The organism is Streptomyces phyllanthi, from assembly GCF_009377205.1.
Classification (GTDB): domain Bacteria; phylum Actinomycetota; class Actinomycetes; order Streptomycetales; family Streptomycetaceae; genus Streptomyces; species Streptomyces phyllanthi.
Genome location: NZ_VJZE01000158.1, coordinates 1 through 17,667, shown reverse-complemented (window position 1 = coordinate 17,667; position 17,667 = coordinate 1). Strand labels below are relative to the sequence as shown.

At 70.1% G+C, this 17,667-nt stretch carries 17 protein-coding genes; 10 read left to right on the top strand and 7 right to left on the bottom strand.

Translation table 11 applies throughout. The features are described from left to right. Positions 1–769 (bottom strand): phosphorothioated DNA-binding restriction endonuclease (locus FNH04_RS22230; protein ID WP_152786924.1); only part of this gene is annotated, 769 nt, incomplete at its 3' end. 207 nt (positions 770–976) lie between these two features. On the opposite strand from FNH04_RS22230, the gene FNH04_RS22220 reads away from it, so the two are divergent. The 3 genes from FNH04_RS22220 (at position 977) to FNH04_RS22210 (ending at position 2,848) form a co-directional block, all read left to right on the top strand. Next, positions 977–1,483 (top strand): glutathione peroxidase, encoded by a 507-nt coding sequence (locus FNH04_RS22220; RefSeq protein WP_152786922.1) that lies wholly within the window; start codon positions 977–979, stop codon positions 1,481–1,483. Between the two features lie 209 nt (positions 1,484–1,692). After that, entirely contained in the window at positions 1,693–2,529 is an 837-nt protein-coding gene (locus tag FNH04_RS22215; protein ID WP_228031561.1) for a MerR family transcriptional regulator, read from the top strand. 115 nt (positions 2,530–2,644) lie between these two features. After that, entirely contained in the window at positions 2,645–2,848 is a 204-nt protein-coding gene (locus FNH04_RS22210; protein WP_194236768.1) for a hypothetical protein, read from the top strand. Here FNH04_RS22210 and FNH04_RS22205 read toward each other — a convergent pair. Genes FNH04_RS22205 through FNH04_RS22195 form a run of 3 tightly spaced genes read right to left on the bottom strand, consistent with a single transcriptional unit; the run spans position 2,829 to position 5,313 of the window. Next, positions 2,829–3,614: an ABC transporter permease gene (locus FNH04_RS22205; RefSeq protein WP_152786919.1), complete on the bottom strand. Its 786-nt coding sequence runs from the start codon at positions 3,612–3,614 to the stop codon at positions 2,829–2,831. The genes FNH04_RS22210 and FNH04_RS22205 overlap by 20 nt on opposite strands. Next, complete coding sequence (locus FNH04_RS22200; protein ID WP_152786917.1) at positions 3,611–4,606, bottom strand: ATP-binding cassette domain-containing protein; 996 nt, start codon at positions 4,604–4,606, stop codon at positions 3,611–3,613. Before FNH04_RS22200 ends, FNH04_RS22205 begins: the two co-directional genes overlap by 4 nt. A gap of 41 nt (positions 4,607–4,647) precedes the next feature. Further along, positions 4,648–5,313, bottom strand: coding sequence for a DUF4097 family beta strand repeat-containing protein (locus FNH04_RS22195; protein ID WP_152786915.1), 666 nt, complete (start codon positions 5,311–5,313; stop codon positions 4,648–4,650). Between the two features lie 225 nt (positions 5,314–5,538). On the opposite strand from FNH04_RS22195, the gene FNH04_RS22190 reads away from it, so the two are divergent. After that, the gene (locus FNH04_RS22190) at positions 5,539–6,294 is read left to right on the top strand and encodes a GbsR/MarR family transcriptional regulator (protein ID WP_152786913.1); all 756 of its coding nucleotides are present in this window, start codon (positions 5,539–5,541) and stop codon (positions 6,292–6,294) included. Positions 6,295–6,420: 126 nt separating this feature from the next. Here the strand turns inward: FNH04_RS22190 and FNH04_RS22185 are convergent, their stop codons facing one another. Together FNH04_RS22185 and FNH04_RS22180 are read right to left on the bottom strand one after the other, a co-directional pair. Beyond that, a complete protein-coding gene (locus tag FNH04_RS22185) occupies positions 6,421–8,304 on the bottom strand; it encodes an MFS transporter (protein ID WP_322723521.1) in 1,884 nt (627 codons plus the stop codon). A 222-nt stretch (positions 8,305–8,526) separates the two neighbouring features. After that, positions 8,527–10,845: a D-alanyl-D-alanine carboxypeptidase gene (locus tag FNH04_RS22180; protein WP_407704126.1), complete on the bottom strand. Its 2,319-nt coding sequence runs from the start codon at positions 10,843–10,845 to the stop codon at positions 8,527–8,529. Here FNH04_RS22180 and FNH04_RS49070 point away from each other — a divergent pair. The 4 genes from FNH04_RS49070 (at position 10,796) to FNH04_RS22165 (ending at position 13,993) form a co-directional block, all read left to right on the top strand. Then, on the top strand, positions 10,796–11,206 hold the full coding sequence (locus FNH04_RS49070) for a hypothetical protein (RefSeq protein ID WP_322723517.1): 411 nt from the start codon (positions 10,796–10,798) through the stop codon (positions 11,204–11,206). The genes FNH04_RS22180 and FNH04_RS49070 overlap by 50 nt on opposite strands. Before the next feature lie 185 nt (positions 11,207–11,391). Then, complete coding sequence (locus tag FNH04_RS22175) at positions 11,392–12,147, top strand: GOLPH3/VPS74 family protein (protein WP_152786909.1); 756 nt, start codon at positions 11,392–11,394, stop codon at positions 12,145–12,147. Between the two features lie 436 nt (positions 12,148–12,583). Continuing rightward, complete coding sequence (locus tag FNH04_RS22170) at positions 12,584–13,438, top strand: helix-turn-helix domain-containing protein (RefSeq protein WP_322723516.1); 855 nt, start codon at positions 12,584–12,586, stop codon at positions 13,436–13,438. Between the two features lie 354 nt (positions 13,439–13,792). Beyond that, a complete protein-coding gene (locus FNH04_RS22165) occupies positions 13,793–13,993 on the top strand; it encodes a DUF397 domain-containing protein (protein ID WP_152786905.1) in 201 nt (66 codons plus the stop codon). 176 nt (positions 13,994–14,169) lie between these two features. Here the strand turns inward: FNH04_RS22165 and FNH04_RS22160 are convergent, their stop codons facing one another. Beyond that, a complete protein-coding gene (locus FNH04_RS22160; protein ID WP_152786903.1) occupies positions 14,170–15,009 on the bottom strand; it encodes a hypothetical protein in 840 nt (279 codons plus the stop codon). Positions 15,010–15,150: 141 nt separating this feature from the next. Between FNH04_RS22160 and FNH04_RS22155 the strand changes: the two genes are divergently transcribed. After that, on the top strand, positions 15,151–15,936 hold the full coding sequence (locus FNH04_RS22155; protein WP_152786901.1) for an SDR family oxidoreductase: 786 nt from the start codon (positions 15,151–15,153) through the stop codon (positions 15,934–15,936). Positions 15,937–16,154: 218 nt separating this feature from the next. Continuing rightward, a partial coding sequence (locus FNH04_RS22150; protein ID WP_152786899.1) for a sodium:solute symporter family protein occupies positions 16,155–17,667 on the top strand: 1,513 nt, incomplete at its 3' end.

The following is a 17,667-nucleotide window of genomic DNA, read 5'->3' as shown; positions in this document are numbered from 1 at the left end:
GGGCGGGTGGGGCGGCCAGGAGGCCGAGGACGCCGAGGTCCAGCAGGGTGTGGTGCAGCGAGCACAGGGCGAGGCCGTTGGACAGGTCGTCGGGGCCGTCCTGGCTGTGCCAGCGGACGTGGGCGGCTTCGAGCCCGACGGGATGGCGACCGAGGGCTCCGTCGAAGCCGCAGAACGCGCAGGCGTACGCGTAGGCGTGCAGCACCTCCTCGGTGAAGCCCGCACGCCGCGCGCGCCGCCTGCGCCGCTCCCCTGCCACGGAAATATCGGGCACCCCCTCGGCGACGGTTCCCGTGTCCAGGCCCACCGCCGCGCAGATGGGTCCCTCCAGCGCGGGCGTGAAGTGCTCCTCCAGCAGCAGCCGGACCGCGGCCGCGAGCGTCGGGGGGTCGGCCAGCAGCGCCTCCACCCGTGAGTGGAGCCGCCCGTGCGCGCCCTGACGGCGCAACAGGGCTCCCCGCTCCGGGGTGTTCGCCGGTATGGGTTCGGCCTGGCGGTCCCGTACGTCCCACAGCTCCCGCTCCAGGTGCACGAACGGCATCGCCGCGCGCCCGCGGGCCCGCGCCGGGTCGGTCACCGCCGGGCCGAACTCGTTGATCAGGTTGCCGACCGGCTCCTCCGCCTCCTCGTACGTGACGGCCGTACTGCCCGACGCCGCGAACCGCCCCAGCAGCCACAGCAGCAGCAACGGCTTGTGCGGAGCCCGCCTGCCCCTGACCGGGGCACGGCGCAACGTCACGAGGGCGCCCAGCAGTTCGTCACGCGTCATGTGCCTCACTGTGCCATTGACTGGCCACCGACAGCGGGGGCACCGCCGTCGGCGTTGGTGCTGCTGGACTGTCCCTGAGGGCGCTGCTGGACGCGCGGCTGGTGCACCGGCGGCGGGTGGGGCGGTCCGTGCTGTACTACCGGACGGCCGCGGGTGAGGTACTGGTCACGACGCAGCGCGACAGAGGCGGGAGTTAGGCTCCGGGGCATGACTGCTGACAACACTGCTGACTCTGCCCTCGACATTGAGATCGGTGCGCTCCAGGGAGGTGCCGCGGACCTCGCGCAGTACCGGGGCAAGGCCGTGCTCGTGGTGAACGTGGCCTCCAAGTGCGGGCTGACCCCGCAGTACGCGGGCCTGGAGCGGCTGCACGAGCGGTACGCCGGGAAGGGCTTCACCGTGCTCGGGGTGCCGTGCAACCAGTTCCTCGGGCAGGAGCCGGGGACCTCGGAGGAGATCGCGGAGTTCTGCTCGGCCACGTACGGCGTGACGTTCCCGATGACGGAGAAGGTCGAGGTGAACGGGGAGGGGCGGCACGCGCTGTACGAGCGGCTGGTGGACCACGCCGACGCCGAGGGCCACACCGGTGACATCCGGTGGAACTTCGAGAAGTTCCTGATCGGCCGGGACGGCGCGGTCGTCGCCCGTTTCTCGCCGCAGACCGAGCCGGAGTCGGCGGAGGTCGTGGCGGCGGTGGAGAAGGCCGTCGGCTGACGCGGTTCGCTCTCCTTCCCGTTGATGCCGTTGACCTTGCCCCTGGGGCAAGGGGCAGCGTCCTGCGTCACCGGGCGGTGGTCGCCCGGCGACGGAGGACGGCGTGCTGGACACGGAGGACGGCGTTGAGGGACGTGGTGGACGAGGAACCGCCGACCGGGAGACGGGCGACCGGAAGACCGGCGACCGGGAGACCGCCGGTCCCGGACCTGCTGACCATCGGCGAGTTCGCCGCGCGGACGCGGCTGTCGGCGAAGGCCCTGCGGCTGTACGACCGGCAGGGAATGCTCACGCCCGCGTACGTCGACGACGTGACCGGTTACCGCTACTACCGCGCCGACCAGACCGAACGTGCCCGTCTCGTGGCCCTGCTCCGCCAACTCGACATGCCGCTCGCGCGGATCGCCGAGGTCGTCGAGCTGGAGGGGGAGCAGGCCGCGCACGAGGTCGCCGCGTACTGGGCGGCCGTCGAGGCGCGGCTGGCCGGGCAGCGGACACTCGTGGACTACCTCCGTGCGCACCTTTCGGGGAGGAGTTCCGAGTTGTACGGGAAGTTCGAGATCGAGACGGTGGACGTGCCCGAGCAGTGGGTGCTCGCGCAGCGGCGGCATGTGCTGGCCGACGAGATTCCCGTGTGGATCGGGGCGTCGCTGGGGCGCCTCGAGGAGGCCGCTCGGGGGTGCGGGGGCGTCACCGGGGCGCCGTTCGTCGTGTACTACGCCGAGGTCTCCATGGAGAGCGACGGGCCCGCGGAGGCGTGCGTGCCCGTCGCCGACGGGGGTGCCGCACAGGCCTGGGCGGCTGGTCAGGGGCGGGCCTGGGAGACGCAGGCCCGCCTCGAGCCCGCGCGGCGGCTGGTCTACACGCGCATCAGCAAGGCACAGGTCGCCAATCCGCAGATCCACGCCGCGTTCGACGCGGTGGAGGCATGGGTCGCGCGGGAGGGGCTGGAGGTCGCCGGGCCGTGCCGCGAGGTGTACTTCGCGGACTGGGACGCGGCGGGACCGGAGGATCCGGTGTGCGATGTGGCGTTCCCGGTGAGCTGAGTGCCTGTTGGCGATCCCAGCAGCCGTGTGTGTGGGGGCCGTGGCCTTGGCCGGTGTCCGAGGGTTTCGCCGCGGGCTCGCCGTGGCGGGTCTCGTAGGCGGCGACCGTTGCGCAGTGGGGTCGCTCGCGCCGGCCGAACCGCTCGGCGTGCTGAGGGAGTTCCGGCCGGTGATGTCCGCGGCACGGGCCCGGCAGGCGCTGGAGAACGCGTACGGGGCGGCGTACGCCGACGCGGTGTCGGTGTACGCCGCCCTCGGGCGGCAGGAGTTGCGGGAGGCGGCCCGCGCTGTCATGGCGGTTACTTCGGGTCGCTGTTGAACTTCGAGGCCGACCAGAAGTAGCCGAGCACCGCGAGACCGAGGCACCAGGCGACCGCGAGCCACCCGTTGTGGCCGATCCCGGTGCCGAGGAGCAGGCCGCGCAGGGTCTCGATGGCGGGCGTGAACGGCTGGTACTCGGCGATCGGCCGGAACCAGCCCGGCATCGCGTCGACCGGGACGAAGGCGCTGGACAGGAGCGGCAGCAGGATCATCGGCATCGCGTTGTTGCTGGCGGCCTCGGCGTTCGGGCTGATCAGGCCCATGCCGACCGCGACCCAGGTGAGCGCCACGGCGAAGAGCACGAGCAGCCCGAACGCCGCCAGCCACTCCAGGGCCGTGGCGTCCGTGGACCGGAAGCCGATGGCCACGGCGACGGCGCCCACGAGGACCACGCTGGCGACCGACTGCAGCACGCTGCTGATGACGTGCCCGATGATCACGGAGCCGCGGTGGATCGCCATCGTGCGGAAGCGGGCGATGATGCCCTCGGTCATGTCGTTGGAGACGGACACCGCGGTGCCGATCGTGGTGCTGCCGATGGTCATCAGCAGGAGGCCCGGCACGAGGTAGGCGATGTACTGGGAGCGGCCGGCACCCCCTAAGCCCGCGCTCATCACGTCGCCGAAGATGTAGACGAAGAGCAGCAGCAACATGATCGGCGTGAGCAGCAGGTTCAGGGTGAGGGACGGGTAGCGCCGGGCGTGCAGGAGGTTGCGGCGCAGCATCGTGGACGAGTCGCGCACGGCGTGGGAGAGGGAGTTCATCGGACGGCCTCCTTGGGCTGGTTCGGCTGGTTCGGCTGGGTGGGCTGGTTCGGCTGGGTGGGCACGTTGGAGCCCGTCAGGGCGAAGAACACGTCGTCGAGGTCGGGGGTGTGCACGGTCAGCTCGTCGGCCTCGACGCCGGCGGAGTCCAGCCGGTCGAGGACGGCGCGCAGCTCGCGCTGGCTGCCGTCGCTGGGGATCTGCAGCGCCAGCGCCTCGTCGTCCCGGGTGACCTCGCGCAGCGCGGAGGCGGCGGACCGGTACGCGGCCGGGTCGGTGAAGCGGAGCCGGACGTGCCCGCCGGGGATGAGCCGCTTGAGCTCCTCGGCGCTCCCTTCGGCGGCGATCCTGCCGTCGTGGAGCACGGCGATACGGTCGGCGAGTTCGTCGGCCTCCTCCAGGTACTGGGTGGTGAGGAAGACGGTGACGCCGCCCGTGACGAGTTCACGGATGATCTGCCACATGGTGTGGCGGCTGCGCGGGTCGAGGCCGGTGGTCGGCTCGTCGAGAAAGATGATGCGCGGGTCGCCGACCAGCGTCATGGCGATGTCGAGGCGGCGCTTCATGCCGCCCGAATAGGTGGAGGCGGGCTTCTTCGCGGCCTCCACCAGGTCGAAGCGCTCCAGCAGCTCGGCGGCGACCCGCCGCCCCTCGCGCTTGGACAGGTGGTGCAGGTCCGCCATGAGGAGCATGTTCTCCTCGCCGGTGATCAGCCCGTCGACGGCGGAGAACTGCCCGGTGACGCCGATCGCGGCGCGGACCGCCTGCGGGTCGGCGGCGAGGTCGTGGCCGCCGACGCGGATCTCGCCGGAGGCGGGGTCGGGGGAGACGAGGGTGGAGAGGATCTTGACGACGGTGGTCTTGCCGGCGCCGTTCGGGCCGAGCAGGGAGAAGATCGTGCCTTCGGGGACGGCCAGGTCGATGCCGTCGAGGACCGTCTTGTCGCCGTAGGACTTGCGCAGTCCGTTCGCTGCGATGGCCGGGTTGGTCATGCGGGGTGCTCCTTCGAGAGGCTGCGGGTGCAGGCTGCGGGTCACAGGCTGCGGGCGGTGACGTCGCCGTGGGAGGTGGTGGCGCGGATGTCGAGTTCGGCGGTGCCGTCGTTCTTGAGGGTGTTGCTGATGCGGCCGTAGCCGGTACCGGCGTCCAGGGCGGCCGAGACGCCGGCGGCTGCGGCGACCGAGATGTCGCCGGCCTGGGTGCGGAGCACGACCGTGCCGCGTACGGCCTCGGTGATCCGGATGTCGCCCCTCGCGGTGCTGATCTCCGCGGGGCCGCCCAGCCGGCCGACCTCGACGTCGCCGTCGACCGCGGTGAGGCGGACGCTCGCGGCCTCGTCGATCTTGATCTGGCGGTACGCGCCGTCGAAGGCGACGTCGCCAAGTCGGCCGACGCCGCGGAACTCGGAGCCGGCGGCCTTGGCCTCGATGCGGGAGCCGGCGGGCAGCTGGACGGTGACCTCCAGGGATCCGGAGGGGCCGAAGAGCTGGTTCTTGGGCTCGGTGGTGCGGATCCGCAGGACGCCGTCGGCGTAGGTGACGGTGGTCTGCTCGGCGGTCTTGACGTCGCGGCTCTTGGAGGGATTGGCGGGCAGGACCTCGACGGTGGTGTCGGCGCGGTCTGCGGCGATCAGCTGGACGCGTCCGGCGGGGATGTCGAGGACGGCGGAGATCGGGGCGGGGGTGTCGAACGTGTGCATCGTGCGCTCCTTCGGCTCGTTGTTTCTTACGACGGAAAAGCTACGTTGCATTCAAAGTCGTGGCAACAAGTTCGTTGCGAAGAATCCACATCATCCCTGGTAGAGACAGGAAAATCATTGCAATGATCCTGGAGCTCAACGCAACAACGACCAACCAACGTTGCAATGGATTGAAGGTGAACGCTATGCTGGAGACACCGGGGAGCATGACGGACGGAGACCGCGATGCCGGGAGGCAGACTCACCCAGCCCGAACGCCAGCAGATCGCGCTGGGACTGGCCGACGGCCTCGCCTACGCCGAGATCGCCAGACGCCTCAACCGTCCGACCTCGACGATCACGCGTGAGGTGATGCGCAACGGCGGCCCCACCGCCTACCGCGCCGACCTGGCCCACCGCGCCACCGAACGCCGCGCCCACCGGCGCAGGCAGGCGGCGCCCCGGGCGGCGGGGGCGCCCGAGCAGGCCTACGGACGCGACGCCGAGGCCGTGCGCGAGTTCGAGGAGACGTTCACCACCGTCATGATGGCTTCGGGCGCGCCCAAGATGATGGCGCGGGTGATGGCCTGCATCACCCTCACCGACACGGGCAGCCTGACCGCGTCCGAACTCGTCCAGCGCCTCCAGGTCAGCCCGGCGTCCATCTCCAAGGCGGTCGCGTTCCTCGAGAGCCAGGGCATGGTGCGCCGGGAACAGGGCGAACGCCGCCGCGAGCGCTACGTCGTCGACGACGACGTCTGGTACGAGGCGATGATGGCCAGCGCCCGGTCCACCGCGCAGGTCGTCGAGGTCGCACGGCAGGGCGTCGGCATCCTCGGCCCCCACACCCCGGCCGCCGCCCGCCTGGAGAACATCGCCCGCTTCCTCGACTTCGTCTCCGAGAGCACCCTCCGCGCCGCGGAGCAAGCCCGCGAGGTCCTCCACACGAAACCCGACACGCCCTCAGGCGGCACTGCCGAGCCACGTCCGGACCGCGGATGAACAGCCGTCTGGACGGCCACAGCCAGCGGTGCCCGCGACAACGCGGTTCTGCTCAAGGACGCCCGGCGTCCAGGGAGGGACGGTAGGCGGCGGGGGCGAACCCCTCCGGGCCCCGGGCCCCACCCCTCAGCGCAGTTCCTCCGGGCAAGGCGTGCCTCTGGGAAGTTGGTACGGGGCCGCCAGGCGGTACGTTCCCGGCCGGGGAGCCAGGAGTTCCGTCCACTTGTCCCGGGACGCCCCCTCCTCCACCTCCATCAGACAGCCGTTCACGTTCTCGTACGCCTTCGGCAGCTCGTCGTCCTCCCGCTCCCGCGACGCCTTCGTCTCCCGGGGCGGCTCAAGGCTCTTGCCGTCCGCATCGACCAGGCTCAGCCACGGCGAGTACGGAATACGGATGAGAACCCGCCCCGCCTTCCGCACCTTCAGAACCATCTCGTCCTGATCCGCCCGCTCCACCACCGCGTTCGGCTCCGCCAACGACGTCGGCTCCGTCACCGCGAACAACTGCCAGTTCGCGTCCCCCCACACCTGCTTCAGATACGGCAGCCCCCGCTGAACCAGCTGCCGCTCCCGCACCCCGCCGTCCCCGTCCGGCTCGTCCTTCGGCAGGACCACGTAGTGCACGGCCCACCGCTTCAGCCACTCGTGGTAGTTCGCGGAGTTGAGCGTGTCGTCGTAGAAGAGCGGATTGCGCTCCATGTCCGCCTGACGGTTCCAGCCCCGGGCCAGGTTGAAGTACGGCGCGAGCGCGGACGCCTCGCGGTGCGAGCGGGCCGGGACCACCTCCACGCGGCCCTTCTCCGCGCCCACCACCTGGAGCTGGTTCACCAGCGGCGCCAACTCCCGGGCCCACGAGGCCGCCGGTGTCATGTGGATGATGTCGTCCACCGTCTTGACGCCGATCCACGTCGTGAAGCCGACGCAGGCGATCACCGTCGCGTACCACTTCCGGGAACGCGGCACCGTGAAGGGCAGCGCGGCGAGCAGCACGACCCCCGCGAACAGCATCGACAGACGCGTGATGTTGGAGCCGATCTGCGAGCTGATCAGCCAGACGAGCAGGACGGAGAGGCCGTACACCGCCGCCGTGATCCGTACCGTCGCCCACTCCTTGGGCACCAGGACGAAGACGAACACCGAGTAGACGACCGGCAGCGTCGCGGACCAGAACGACATCGGCTGCGTGCCCGAGAACGGGAACAGCCAGGCGGACAGAGCGACCACGGCCGTCGGCGCCAGGCCCAGCGCCCACGCCCCAGGCCGCCGCTTCTGCAGGAACAGCGCCACCGCGATCAGACCCACGAACAGCCCGGCCACCGGAGACGCCATCGTCGCCAGCGCGGCCAGCGGCGCGGCGCACAGGGCCTTCGCCCAGCGCTTGTAGCGCCAGCGGTACGGCCAGCAGAAGACGACCGCGGTCGCGCCCAGCGCGAACGCCGTGCCCAGACCGAAGGTGACCCGGCCCGACACCGCGTTGCAGAACAGGCCGAACACCCCGCCCAGCGCGGGCCACAACGGCTTCCGCACCGCCCTGCTGCGGACCAGGATCATCGTCAGCAGGCCCGCCGAGACCGTCCCGGCGATCATCATCGTCGTACGGACACCGAGGACCGACATCAGATACGGGGACACCACGCTGTACGAGACGGGGTGCATACCGCCGTACCAGGCCAGGTTGTACGCCGAGTCCGGGTGCCGCCCGACGAACTCCGCCCACGCGTCCTGCGCCGCCAGATCGCCGCCGCTGTTCGCGAAAGTGAAGAACCAGAGGACGTGGAGGAGACCCGCGAGGGCGGTGACAAGCGCCGCGGGGTGACGGAGGAGACGGTTCCGGACCCGGCGGGCAAGGTGCCGGCGAGTCTCGGCGGGCTCCTCGCGTACGGCGGCCCCGGAACCGGAGCCGGTACCGGTACCGGCCTCCGTGCCCGCCCCGGCAGACGGCCGTATTCGCGGGTCCGCGCCCGGTTCCGGACTGGCGTCGTCGGCGTGTGTCGGCTCCGCTGTGGCCACCTGAACGCTCTCCCCGTGTCCCTCTGTACGTGTCCCGAGTCCGTACGCGTCTCGAGTCCCGTGCCCCGTGTCCCGTCCGGGCCTCGTGTCCCGTGCTCCGGCCGCGCCCCACGGCCTCCGGCCTGTGCGCCCCCGGACCGGTCTCGCGACGCTAGCACGCACCCCGCCGGTGAGCACGGAACGGTGCGCCGCCGACGGGGTGCGGTGGTGGTGGTGGGGGTGTCAGCCCAGACGGGTCAGCTTGTCCATCCAGTCCGGTTCGACCAGGTCCTTCTGCAGCGCGACCGGAACCTTCACCGCACCGCTGGTCCCGCCGTCGCCCACGGTGAGGGTGCCGACCTTCGTACCGGCCTTCGCCAGATGCGGCAGGTCCTCCGGCGCGAACGTCAGCTTGACCGTCAGGCCCGTCCATCCGACGGCCTTGACGTCCTGGGTGGCGACGACCGGCGTACGGCCGCCCAGACCGTCGTCGACGTACCCGACGACATCGCCCTTCTTCAGGATCGTCGCCGACTCCAGCGCGTTCTGCGCGGCCCGGATCAGCTTGTCGCCCTCATAGAGGGCGGCGCCCAGGATGGTGTTGTCCGGGCCGCCGGCGGGCTGGCGCACCACCGCACCGACGATGGTCCGCGTCTCACCGCCGACGTCCTTCTTCGCCGCGAAGACGAGGTTGCCGAGCGCCGAGGTGGTGGTGCCGGTCTTGATGCCGACCACGTTGTTCCTGCCGACCAGCTGGTTCCAGTTGGAGTGGTTGACGCCCTTGTAGTCGTCGTACGACATCATCGCGGCGACCTCCCGGAAGGCGGGCTGCTTCATCGCCTCCTTGGCCAGCTTCACCTGGTCCACGGCCGTGCTCACCGTCGTGTTGTTCAGTCCCGACGGGTCGGTGTACGTGGTGTTGGTCATACCGAGGTCCTCGGCCGCGTCGTTCATCTTCTTGACGAACGACTTCTCCGACCCCGCGTCCCAACGGGCCAGCAACCGCGCCACATTGTTCGCGGACGCGATCAGGATGCTCTCCAGTGCCTCCCGCTGGGAGATGCTGTCCCCCGCCTCCACGGGGACGGTCGACTCCTGGCCCGCGTCCGACTGTTCCTCGGCCACCTGGTCGATCTTCAGCTTCGGGCCGGCCGCACCGCTCTTGAGCGGGTGGTCGCGCAGGATGACGTACGCCGTCATGACCTTGGCGACACTCGCGATCGGCACGGGCTTCTGCTCACCCGAGGAGCCGAACGAACCGATGCCCTGTACGTCCAGCGCGGCCTGCCCGGCGGACGGCCAGGGGATGTCGACCTTGCCGCCGTCGAAGGAGTAGCTGCTCTGCGCGGTGAGGTCGAGCGTGGGCTCCGGGAGCGGGCGCATGATCTGCGCGACCGCGAGAACGACCAGCAGCAGGAGGACCAGCGGGCTCCAGATCTTGACCCGCCGGATGACCGTGCGGACCGGGGTCTGCGGGGGCGGCGGGGTGTTCGTCAGCTCGGCCAGCAGGTCGATCGGCGGCTTCGGCGGCAGGGGCTGCTGCGCGGTGCGCTCGGGGCCGACCTGCGGGAGGGCGGCGGTGGCGTCGGCCGGGGCGATCCGCGGGGGTGCCGAGGGCGCCGACGACGCGGGCGCGGGAGGCGCCGGGGGCCTCGCGGCGGGCTTCGGCTGCCTGGGCTCGTCGAGCGGCTTGAGCGCCACGAACCTGCTGGTGCGCTCGGCTTCGGGCTCGGGGGCGGGCTTCTCGGCCGCCTTGTCGGTCGCGTTTCCGGCTGCCCCGTCCACGGGCTCGTCACTCGGCTCGCCGGGCACCTTGTCGGCCGGCTCGTCGCTCTGCTTGCCGCTCGGCTTGCCGGGCGCCTTGTCGGCCGGCTCGTCCTCGGGCTCGTCCGTCGACTTCGTGCCGCCCCACTTGAGCATGGTGGTGGGCTGGTCGACGGCGGGCGGGCGCACCTTGAAGATGGCGGTGGGCTGGTCGACCCTGGGCTCGGAGTCCCCTGGCCGGCCTCCCGAATCCGTGCCGGAGCCACTGTCGTCCGAGGAGTCGGACCTGGCGTCGCCGTCGGAGCCGGACTCGGTGTCGGACTCGGTGTCGGACTTGTCCGTGCTGTCGTCACCCTCGGGGGACGTCCCGAGGTCCGAGTCCTCCACGGAGGCGCTCTCGGCGTCCGCCTCGGACTCGTGACTCTCGGACTCGTGGCTCTCGGGCCCGTGGGTCTCGGGCTCCTCTTCGGGCTCCTCCTCGACCTCGGACTCGGCCTCGGTGTCGCCCTCGGACTCATCGCCTCCGGACTCGGTGTCCGCCGTTCCGGTCGTACGGGCCGTACCGTCGCCGCCCTCTTCGCCGTCCTCGGCCCCTTCGGCCCTCTCGGGCCCGGAGTCCGTCTCCGCCTCGTCCTCGGTCTCGACCCCGACCTCGGCCGCCTTCTCGTCCTTCACGTCGTCCGAGTCACCCGAAGAGGACCCGTCCAAAGCCTCGGGCTCGTCCGAATCCGAGGACCCGTCAGAATCCGTGGCCTCCTCCAGAGCCCGCCGCGAGAACACCGCGGTGGCCTGGTCCACGCCCTGCGTTGAGGGAGCGTCCTCCCGCGTCTCGGCCGACGAGGATGCCGAAGGGGCCGAAGACGCCGTACCGGACTGTCCCGGCACCGAAGCCTTCTCCCTGGCCACCGCCAACCGCGGATCGACCGCGGTCGAAGTCGAGGCCGAAGCCGGCGCCGACGACGCCCCGGCGGGAGCCGACGACGCACCCGCGCTCCCACTCGACGCGGACGCGACTCCCGGCTTCGGAACCGCAGACCCGTTCCCCGGCGTCGACCTTGACGACGACTCGTACCGCTTCGACCTGTCGGGGGACTCGCCCGCCACCGATGCCTCCTCCTGCGCCGCCCTGTTGTGGGGACGTACGCCCTACGAACCGTAGAATCCCGCCCGGACACCGCTCCGTGCCGCTGTCCGAACCATGTACCAGTGTCCTGTGTGCGGGCTTGACTCAAGCGGTAGACGAGAACGACATACCTACCGGTTCCACTACATTCCGGTCACGCACCCTCGACAGACCAATGTGAGAGGGGTCACCCTGTCTTTCATCCACGCGGGGAGGCATGGATGGGCAGGAGCCGCAGAACACTTCCGGAGGAGCTTCTGCTGCTGGCACTGGACCCGGCCACGGGTACCACTGCACAGCCGCAGTCGCTCGACCTCGGTCTGGCCGGAGCACAGCTAGTAGAGCTGGCGCTGGCCGGACGGATAGCCCCAGACGGGGATCGTATCGCCGTGGTGGCACCACGGCCGACTGGAGATCCGACTCTGGACTGCGCGTTGGAGTTGCTGCGAAGGCGCGGCGCTCCCGTACGGGCGGTCCACTGGATTGGCGGGCCCCGGCTGGGGCTGCGCCAGACCTATCTCTCACACCTGGAGCGGTGCGGCATGGTGCACGCCGTGGCGGGCCAGATGTGCGGGGTGCTGCCGACGACTCGCTACCAGGCGACGGACACGGCCATCAGCCGGGAGATCAGGGCCCGGCTGGATTCCGCGATCCGCACCGGTGTTCCGCCGGACCCGCGGACGGCCGCGCTCGCCGCACTGGCCCACGCGGTGGGCCTCGGCAAGCACCTGTATCCCGGGAACGAGGGGCGGTCCTCCCGCTCCCGCCTCCGGGATCTGATCCGGCACGACCCCATGGGCGGCCTGGTGGCCCACGCCGTCATGGACGTCCAGAACGGCGCAGCGGCACAGCCGCGCCGCAGCGCGGCACCGGCAGGCCGTCAGGCCTCCGGCGGCAGGACGGGCCCGGAACAGCCCCCCAGGGGCGTTTCGATGCAGCCACGCCGCGGGTCCATGGCGCGTGTCGTGGCCCACTGAGCCACGAGCAGCACCACGCGCCCGTGCCCGGGCACGCGCATGCGCACGGCACGACCGCACCACAGCAGCACCCGCACCACCCGCACTGCGTGTACGACATGCACCGCACACAGGGGCCGAGGCCCGCATGAACCGGTTCGGGAGCCGCTGGTTCGCGCGGGGCGTGTGAGGCCGCGGTTCGTCCGGACGACTCTTCGTCGGGACGCGCCGCGGCCTCACACGCCCCGCGCGGCCGCATGTCCGCATCCTCACTCCACCCGACAGTCCCGAACCACACTCTCCAGTCTTCGAACGACCGTTCCTGGACGACAGTTCCCGAACTGGCGTGTGCACGGCGCATAACCGCTGTTTCCCAGCGGTAGTAAGCACCTTGGTGGCAATCTGCTCATTAGCAGATACTCAAAGTGTCAGGCCCGCAGCCGGAGGTGCACGTCTCGTGGCGTCCAATGTCAACCCCACCGTCAGGCGGCGCCGCCTGGGCCAGGAGCTGCGCCGGCTCCGTGAGCTCAAGGGCATGACGGCCGAGGAGGTCGCCGAGCGGCTGCTGGTCTCCCAGTCGAAGATCAGCCGTCTGGAGAACGGCCGCCGGAGCATCAGCCAGCGCGACGTCCGCGATCTGTGCGGGGTGTACGAGGTCGAGGACCACCGGATCGTCGACTCACTGATGCAGATGGCCAAGGACTCACGCCAGCAGGGCTGGTGGCACGCCTTCGGCGACATCCCCTACAGCGTGTACATCGGCCTGGAGACGGACGCCGCGTCACTCAGGGTCTACGAGCCCCAGGTCGTCCCCGGACTGCTCCAGACCCCCGCCTACGCCGAGGCCCTCATCCAGGGCGCCCTGCCGGAGACCCCGACGACCGACGTGGAGAAGCGGGTCCAGGTCCGGCTGCGCAGACAGGAACGGATCGCGGCCGACGAGCCCCTGCGCCTGTGGGCGGTGATCGACGAGGCCGCGCTGCGCCGGGTCGTGGGCAGCCGCCTGATCATGCGGGAGCAGCTGGAGCAACTCGCCGAGAAGTCCCAACTCCCGCACGTCACCGTCCAGATACTGCCCTTCGAGATGGGCGCGCACCCGGGTCTGAACGGTCAGTACGCGGTCCTCGAGTTCCCGGACGCCGCGGATTCGAGCGTGGTCTACATCGAGGGTGTCACCAGCGACCTCTATCTGGAGAAGGCGCACGACGTACAGAAGTACAGCGTCATGTACGAACACCTCCGGGCACAGGCCCTGAGCGCCGAGCAGTCCCGTCAGTTCATCACGGAGATCGCCAAGGACTACGCGCGCTGAGACGCGCACCCGTGAGGCGCGCGTGGGTGAGACCCGCGTACCGGTGGGGCGCGCACGGCGAGGCGCGCACAGCGAGGCGCGCACGGCGAGGCGGAAGAAACCGGACGCCCGAAAACCGCGCCACCGGGACAGTCGGCGGCAAAAGAGGCGAAGAATACACCTCAGGCAACCGTCACGTAAGACCCCAGGGGCATATGTCATCCGGTCGAGTGAATAGTCGCTTCGTCCCCCGATGTTGGCGAGTAGCGTCGATCACGCCACCGAGCAACAACGTTGGCGCAAACCGAGCCGCGGGTTCCGGACCAGGAGCGCGGGGCGGTTACAGCAACTCGACAACTGCTTACCGGAGCGAACATGGCAATCCGTCAGGGAGCCACACCCAACTGGACGAAATCCTCGTACTCCGCCGGCAACGGCGCGTGCGTGGAGGTCAAGTCCCCCGTCACGGCAGCACTGGCCGTCCGTGACTCCAAGGTCACCGAGGGCCCGACGCTGGCGTTCCCCGCCACCGCCTGGAACGCGTTCGTGGCAGGGGTCAACCGAGGAGCGTTCTGACCCTCACCGCTGCCCCGATCCGCGAGAGCGACAGAGCAACAAAAAAACGGCACGTACAGCAACAGGCAACACCGAATGAGCCCTCTCGACTGGTCCGCCGTCCCGGCCGAGGGGGTTCGGCCTTGCGCGAGGCCAGCACAAGGTCAGCGCGAGGCCAGCGCCAGGTCAGCGCCAGGTCAGCGCAAGCGGTCCACGTACCGGTCCGTCCCCGGCACCGTCGGAACGAACGGGGCCACCAACTCGACCCTCCCCAGGCCCCCGTCGGCCACCGCCTCGTCGAGACCCGCGAAGTGAGCCTCCCAGCAGTCCCGCGGATCCGCCTCCAGGAACCACAGCAGCGTGAGCCGCGTGTCGACGCCCTCGACCTGCTTGACGTACGACATCCGGTCGACCGGCAGCGGTGTCGGCCGGAAGACCGTGACCATGGCGGCCGGTGAGCCCGCGAGACGCTTGGGCAGATGGCGTGAGCGCAGCCACTCCAGCAGCTCGGCCCGTTCGGCCGGGCCCTCCGCGTCGACGACCTCCACCACCAGGCCCGCGTACGGGTGGTCGAGGGCATGGAAGTCGCGCGGGCCCGCGGCGCCGTCGCGGTAGACCGTGACCTCGTGGTCCTGGAACGCGGTGAACACATGCGTACGGTCCTGGTAGACACGGGCGTCGCGGTTGAGCCGCTTGTTGATGGCGACCGTCCACCTCATGTGGTCGTCGTAACGGCCCGCGGTCACCCAGTAGACCGAGATGTAGCAGCCGGCCGTCACCGGCTGCGCCACCGCCGACTTCTCCGGGTAGCGCAGGAGTTGCAGGTCACGGGTGGCGACCCAGCGGCGCCCCGCGTACATCCAGGGCATCGCCATCGCGCCCGCGTAGTAGTGGTCGTCCTCGTACCAGCGGTTGTACGCGTACTCGTGGCCCGGGTGAGGCTCGACCATGGTGATCAGCGCGTGGCCCGGGTGGACGCCGTACGGGCCGACGGCCGCCAGCTCCGCGTACACCTCGCTGCGGGTCTCCTGCGACATGCTGCTCCCCTTCCGTCCGTAGCGGCACCGCTCTAATCTGACGCTCCGTCAGAGTCTTTTCACGCCGCGCGGATCGGCGGCCGACTCGAACGACCACTCTGACGGGCCGTCAGATAATTGACCAGAGTCCGGGAGGCGCCCATGTCACTGCTGGAGGGGAAGACGGTCGTCGTCTCGGGGGTGGGCGCCGGGCTCGGGCACCGGGTCGCGGCGGCCGTCGTACGGGACGGGGGGAACGCCGTACTGGGCGCGCGCACGGAGGCGAACCTCGCGAAGACCGCGGCCGAGATCGATCCGGGCGGCGCACACACGGCGTACCGCGCCACCGACATCACCGACGAGGCGCAGTGCGCGGCGCTCACGGCGCTCGCGCGGGAGCGGTTCGGGGGGATCGACGCCGTGGCGCATGTGGCGGCGTGGGACAGCTACTTCGGCGGGCTCGAGGACGCCGACTTCACGACCTGGCAGTCGGTCATCGACGTCAACCTGCTGGGGACGCTGCGGATGACCCGGGCCTGCCTGCCGGCGTTGAAGGAGCGGGGCGGTTCCGTCGTCATCATCGGGACGCAGTCGGCGGTGGCGGCGCCCTCGCAGGTGCGACAGGCGGCGTACGCGGCTTCGAAGGGGGCGCTGACCAGCGCGATGTACTCGCTGGCGCGAGAGGTGGGCCCGTACCGGATCCGGGTGAACACCGTGCTGCCGGGGTGGATGTGGGGGCCGCCGGTCGAGGCGTTCGTACGGTTCACGGCGCACACCGAGGGCGTACCGGAGACGGAGGTGCTGAAGCGGCTCACCGAGCGGGTCGCGCTCCCCGAGCTGGCCACGGACGGAGATGTCGCCGATGCGGTGATATTCCTCGCATCCGACCGCTCCCGGGCCATCACCGGTCAATCGCTGCTGGTCAACGCGGGTGAACTGATGCGGTAGGCCGTGAGCGGGGTCACGTTTGAGGGGCCCTGGATGGTCATGGATGTGAATGGAGGTCAACTCGCAGAACATTTTTACTGCCTCTTGACCCTACGGGATGTTGTCGCGGGTGTCCGGTCGAAACCACGATGAGCGGGCACTTCGCGGCCGCCTTGGCATGCACGCGCTGATGCGGCCCGTCCACGCAGTTGGCAGGGCGGATTCCCGGGAGGGAGCACATGAACGGTCTCGACTGGGCCGTGCTCATCGGCTACTTCGGCGTGATGGTCGCGATCGGCATCTGGTCGCACAAACGGGTGGACAACGTCAGCGACTTCTTCACCGCCGGCGGGAAGATGCCCTGGTGGCTGTCCGGTATCTCGCACCACATGTCGGGCTACAGCGCGGTCATGTTCACCGGTTACGCGGGCATCGCCTACAGCTACGGCGTCACGTCCTTCGTGACCTGGTCGTTCCCGATCGCGCTGGGCATCGCCATCGGCTCCAAGCTGTTCGCCCCGCGCATCAACCGGTTGCGTTCCCGGCTGCATGTGGCGTCTCCACTGGAGTATCTGAAGAACCGTTACAACCTGCAGACGCAGCAGGCGCTCGCCTGGTCCGGGATGCTGCTGAAGATCGTGGACGTGGGTGCGAAGTGGGCCGCGATCGCGACCCTGCTGTCCGTCTTCACCGGTATCTCGCTGAACCAGGGCATCCTGATCACGGGCGGCATCACGGCGGTGTACTGCACGATCGGCGGCCTCTGGGCCGACGCGCTCACGGAGCTCGGCCAGTTCGTCATCCAGCTCCTCGCCGGGCTCGCGATGTTCTTCGCGGTGTGGGTGAAGCTGGACGACTACGGCGGCTTCTTCGGCGTCTGGGACCAGCCCGAGCTGAAGGGCCACGGCGAGCCGCTGGTCGGCCCGTACGGAACGGTCTTCCTGCTGGCCTTCCTCTTCATCAAGCTCTTCGAGTACAACGGCGGCATGCTCAACCAGGCCCAGCGCTACATGGCCACGGCGACTCCGTACGAGGCCGAGCGCTCGGCGCGGCTGTCCGCGATCCTGTGGCTGGTCTGGCCGCTCGTGCTGTTCTTCCCGATGTGGATGTCACCGCTGCTGGTGGAGTCGCAGAAGACCGACGGCTCCGACTCCTACGCCCTGATGACCGAACAGCTGCTGCCGCACGGTCTGCTGGGCCTGGTCATCGTGGGCTTCTTCTCGCACACCATGGCCATGTGCTCCTCCGACGCCAACGCGATCGCGGCCGTCTTCACGCGGGACTGCGCGCCCGTGATATGGCGCAGGGCGCGGGCGTGGAGCGAGGGGCAGGGGCTGCGGGTCGCCCGGGTCGCGACCGTCGTCTTCCTCGGGCTGTCCATGGCGGCGGCGACGCAGGTGAACTCGCCCGCCTTCAAGGACATCATCACGGTCGTGATCAAGTGGGTGGCCGGTCTGATGGGCCCCATGGCCATCCCCATGATGCTCGGACTGCTCCGCCCGTTCCGCCGCTCCGGTCCCACGGCGGCGCTGACCAGCTGGGCGGCGGGGCTGTTCGCCTTCTGGCTGGTCAACTACCCGATCCACTGGAACCTCGAGGGTGGTGTCCCGCTCCAGTACCAGGTGTCGATACCACTGGCGGTGTCGCTGGTCCTGTACATCACGGTCGGCTTCATCAAGCCGGAGGACACGCCGGAGCGGTTGGCGATCATCGACCAGATCAATGGGGACGGGGACGACGACGGTTACGGGG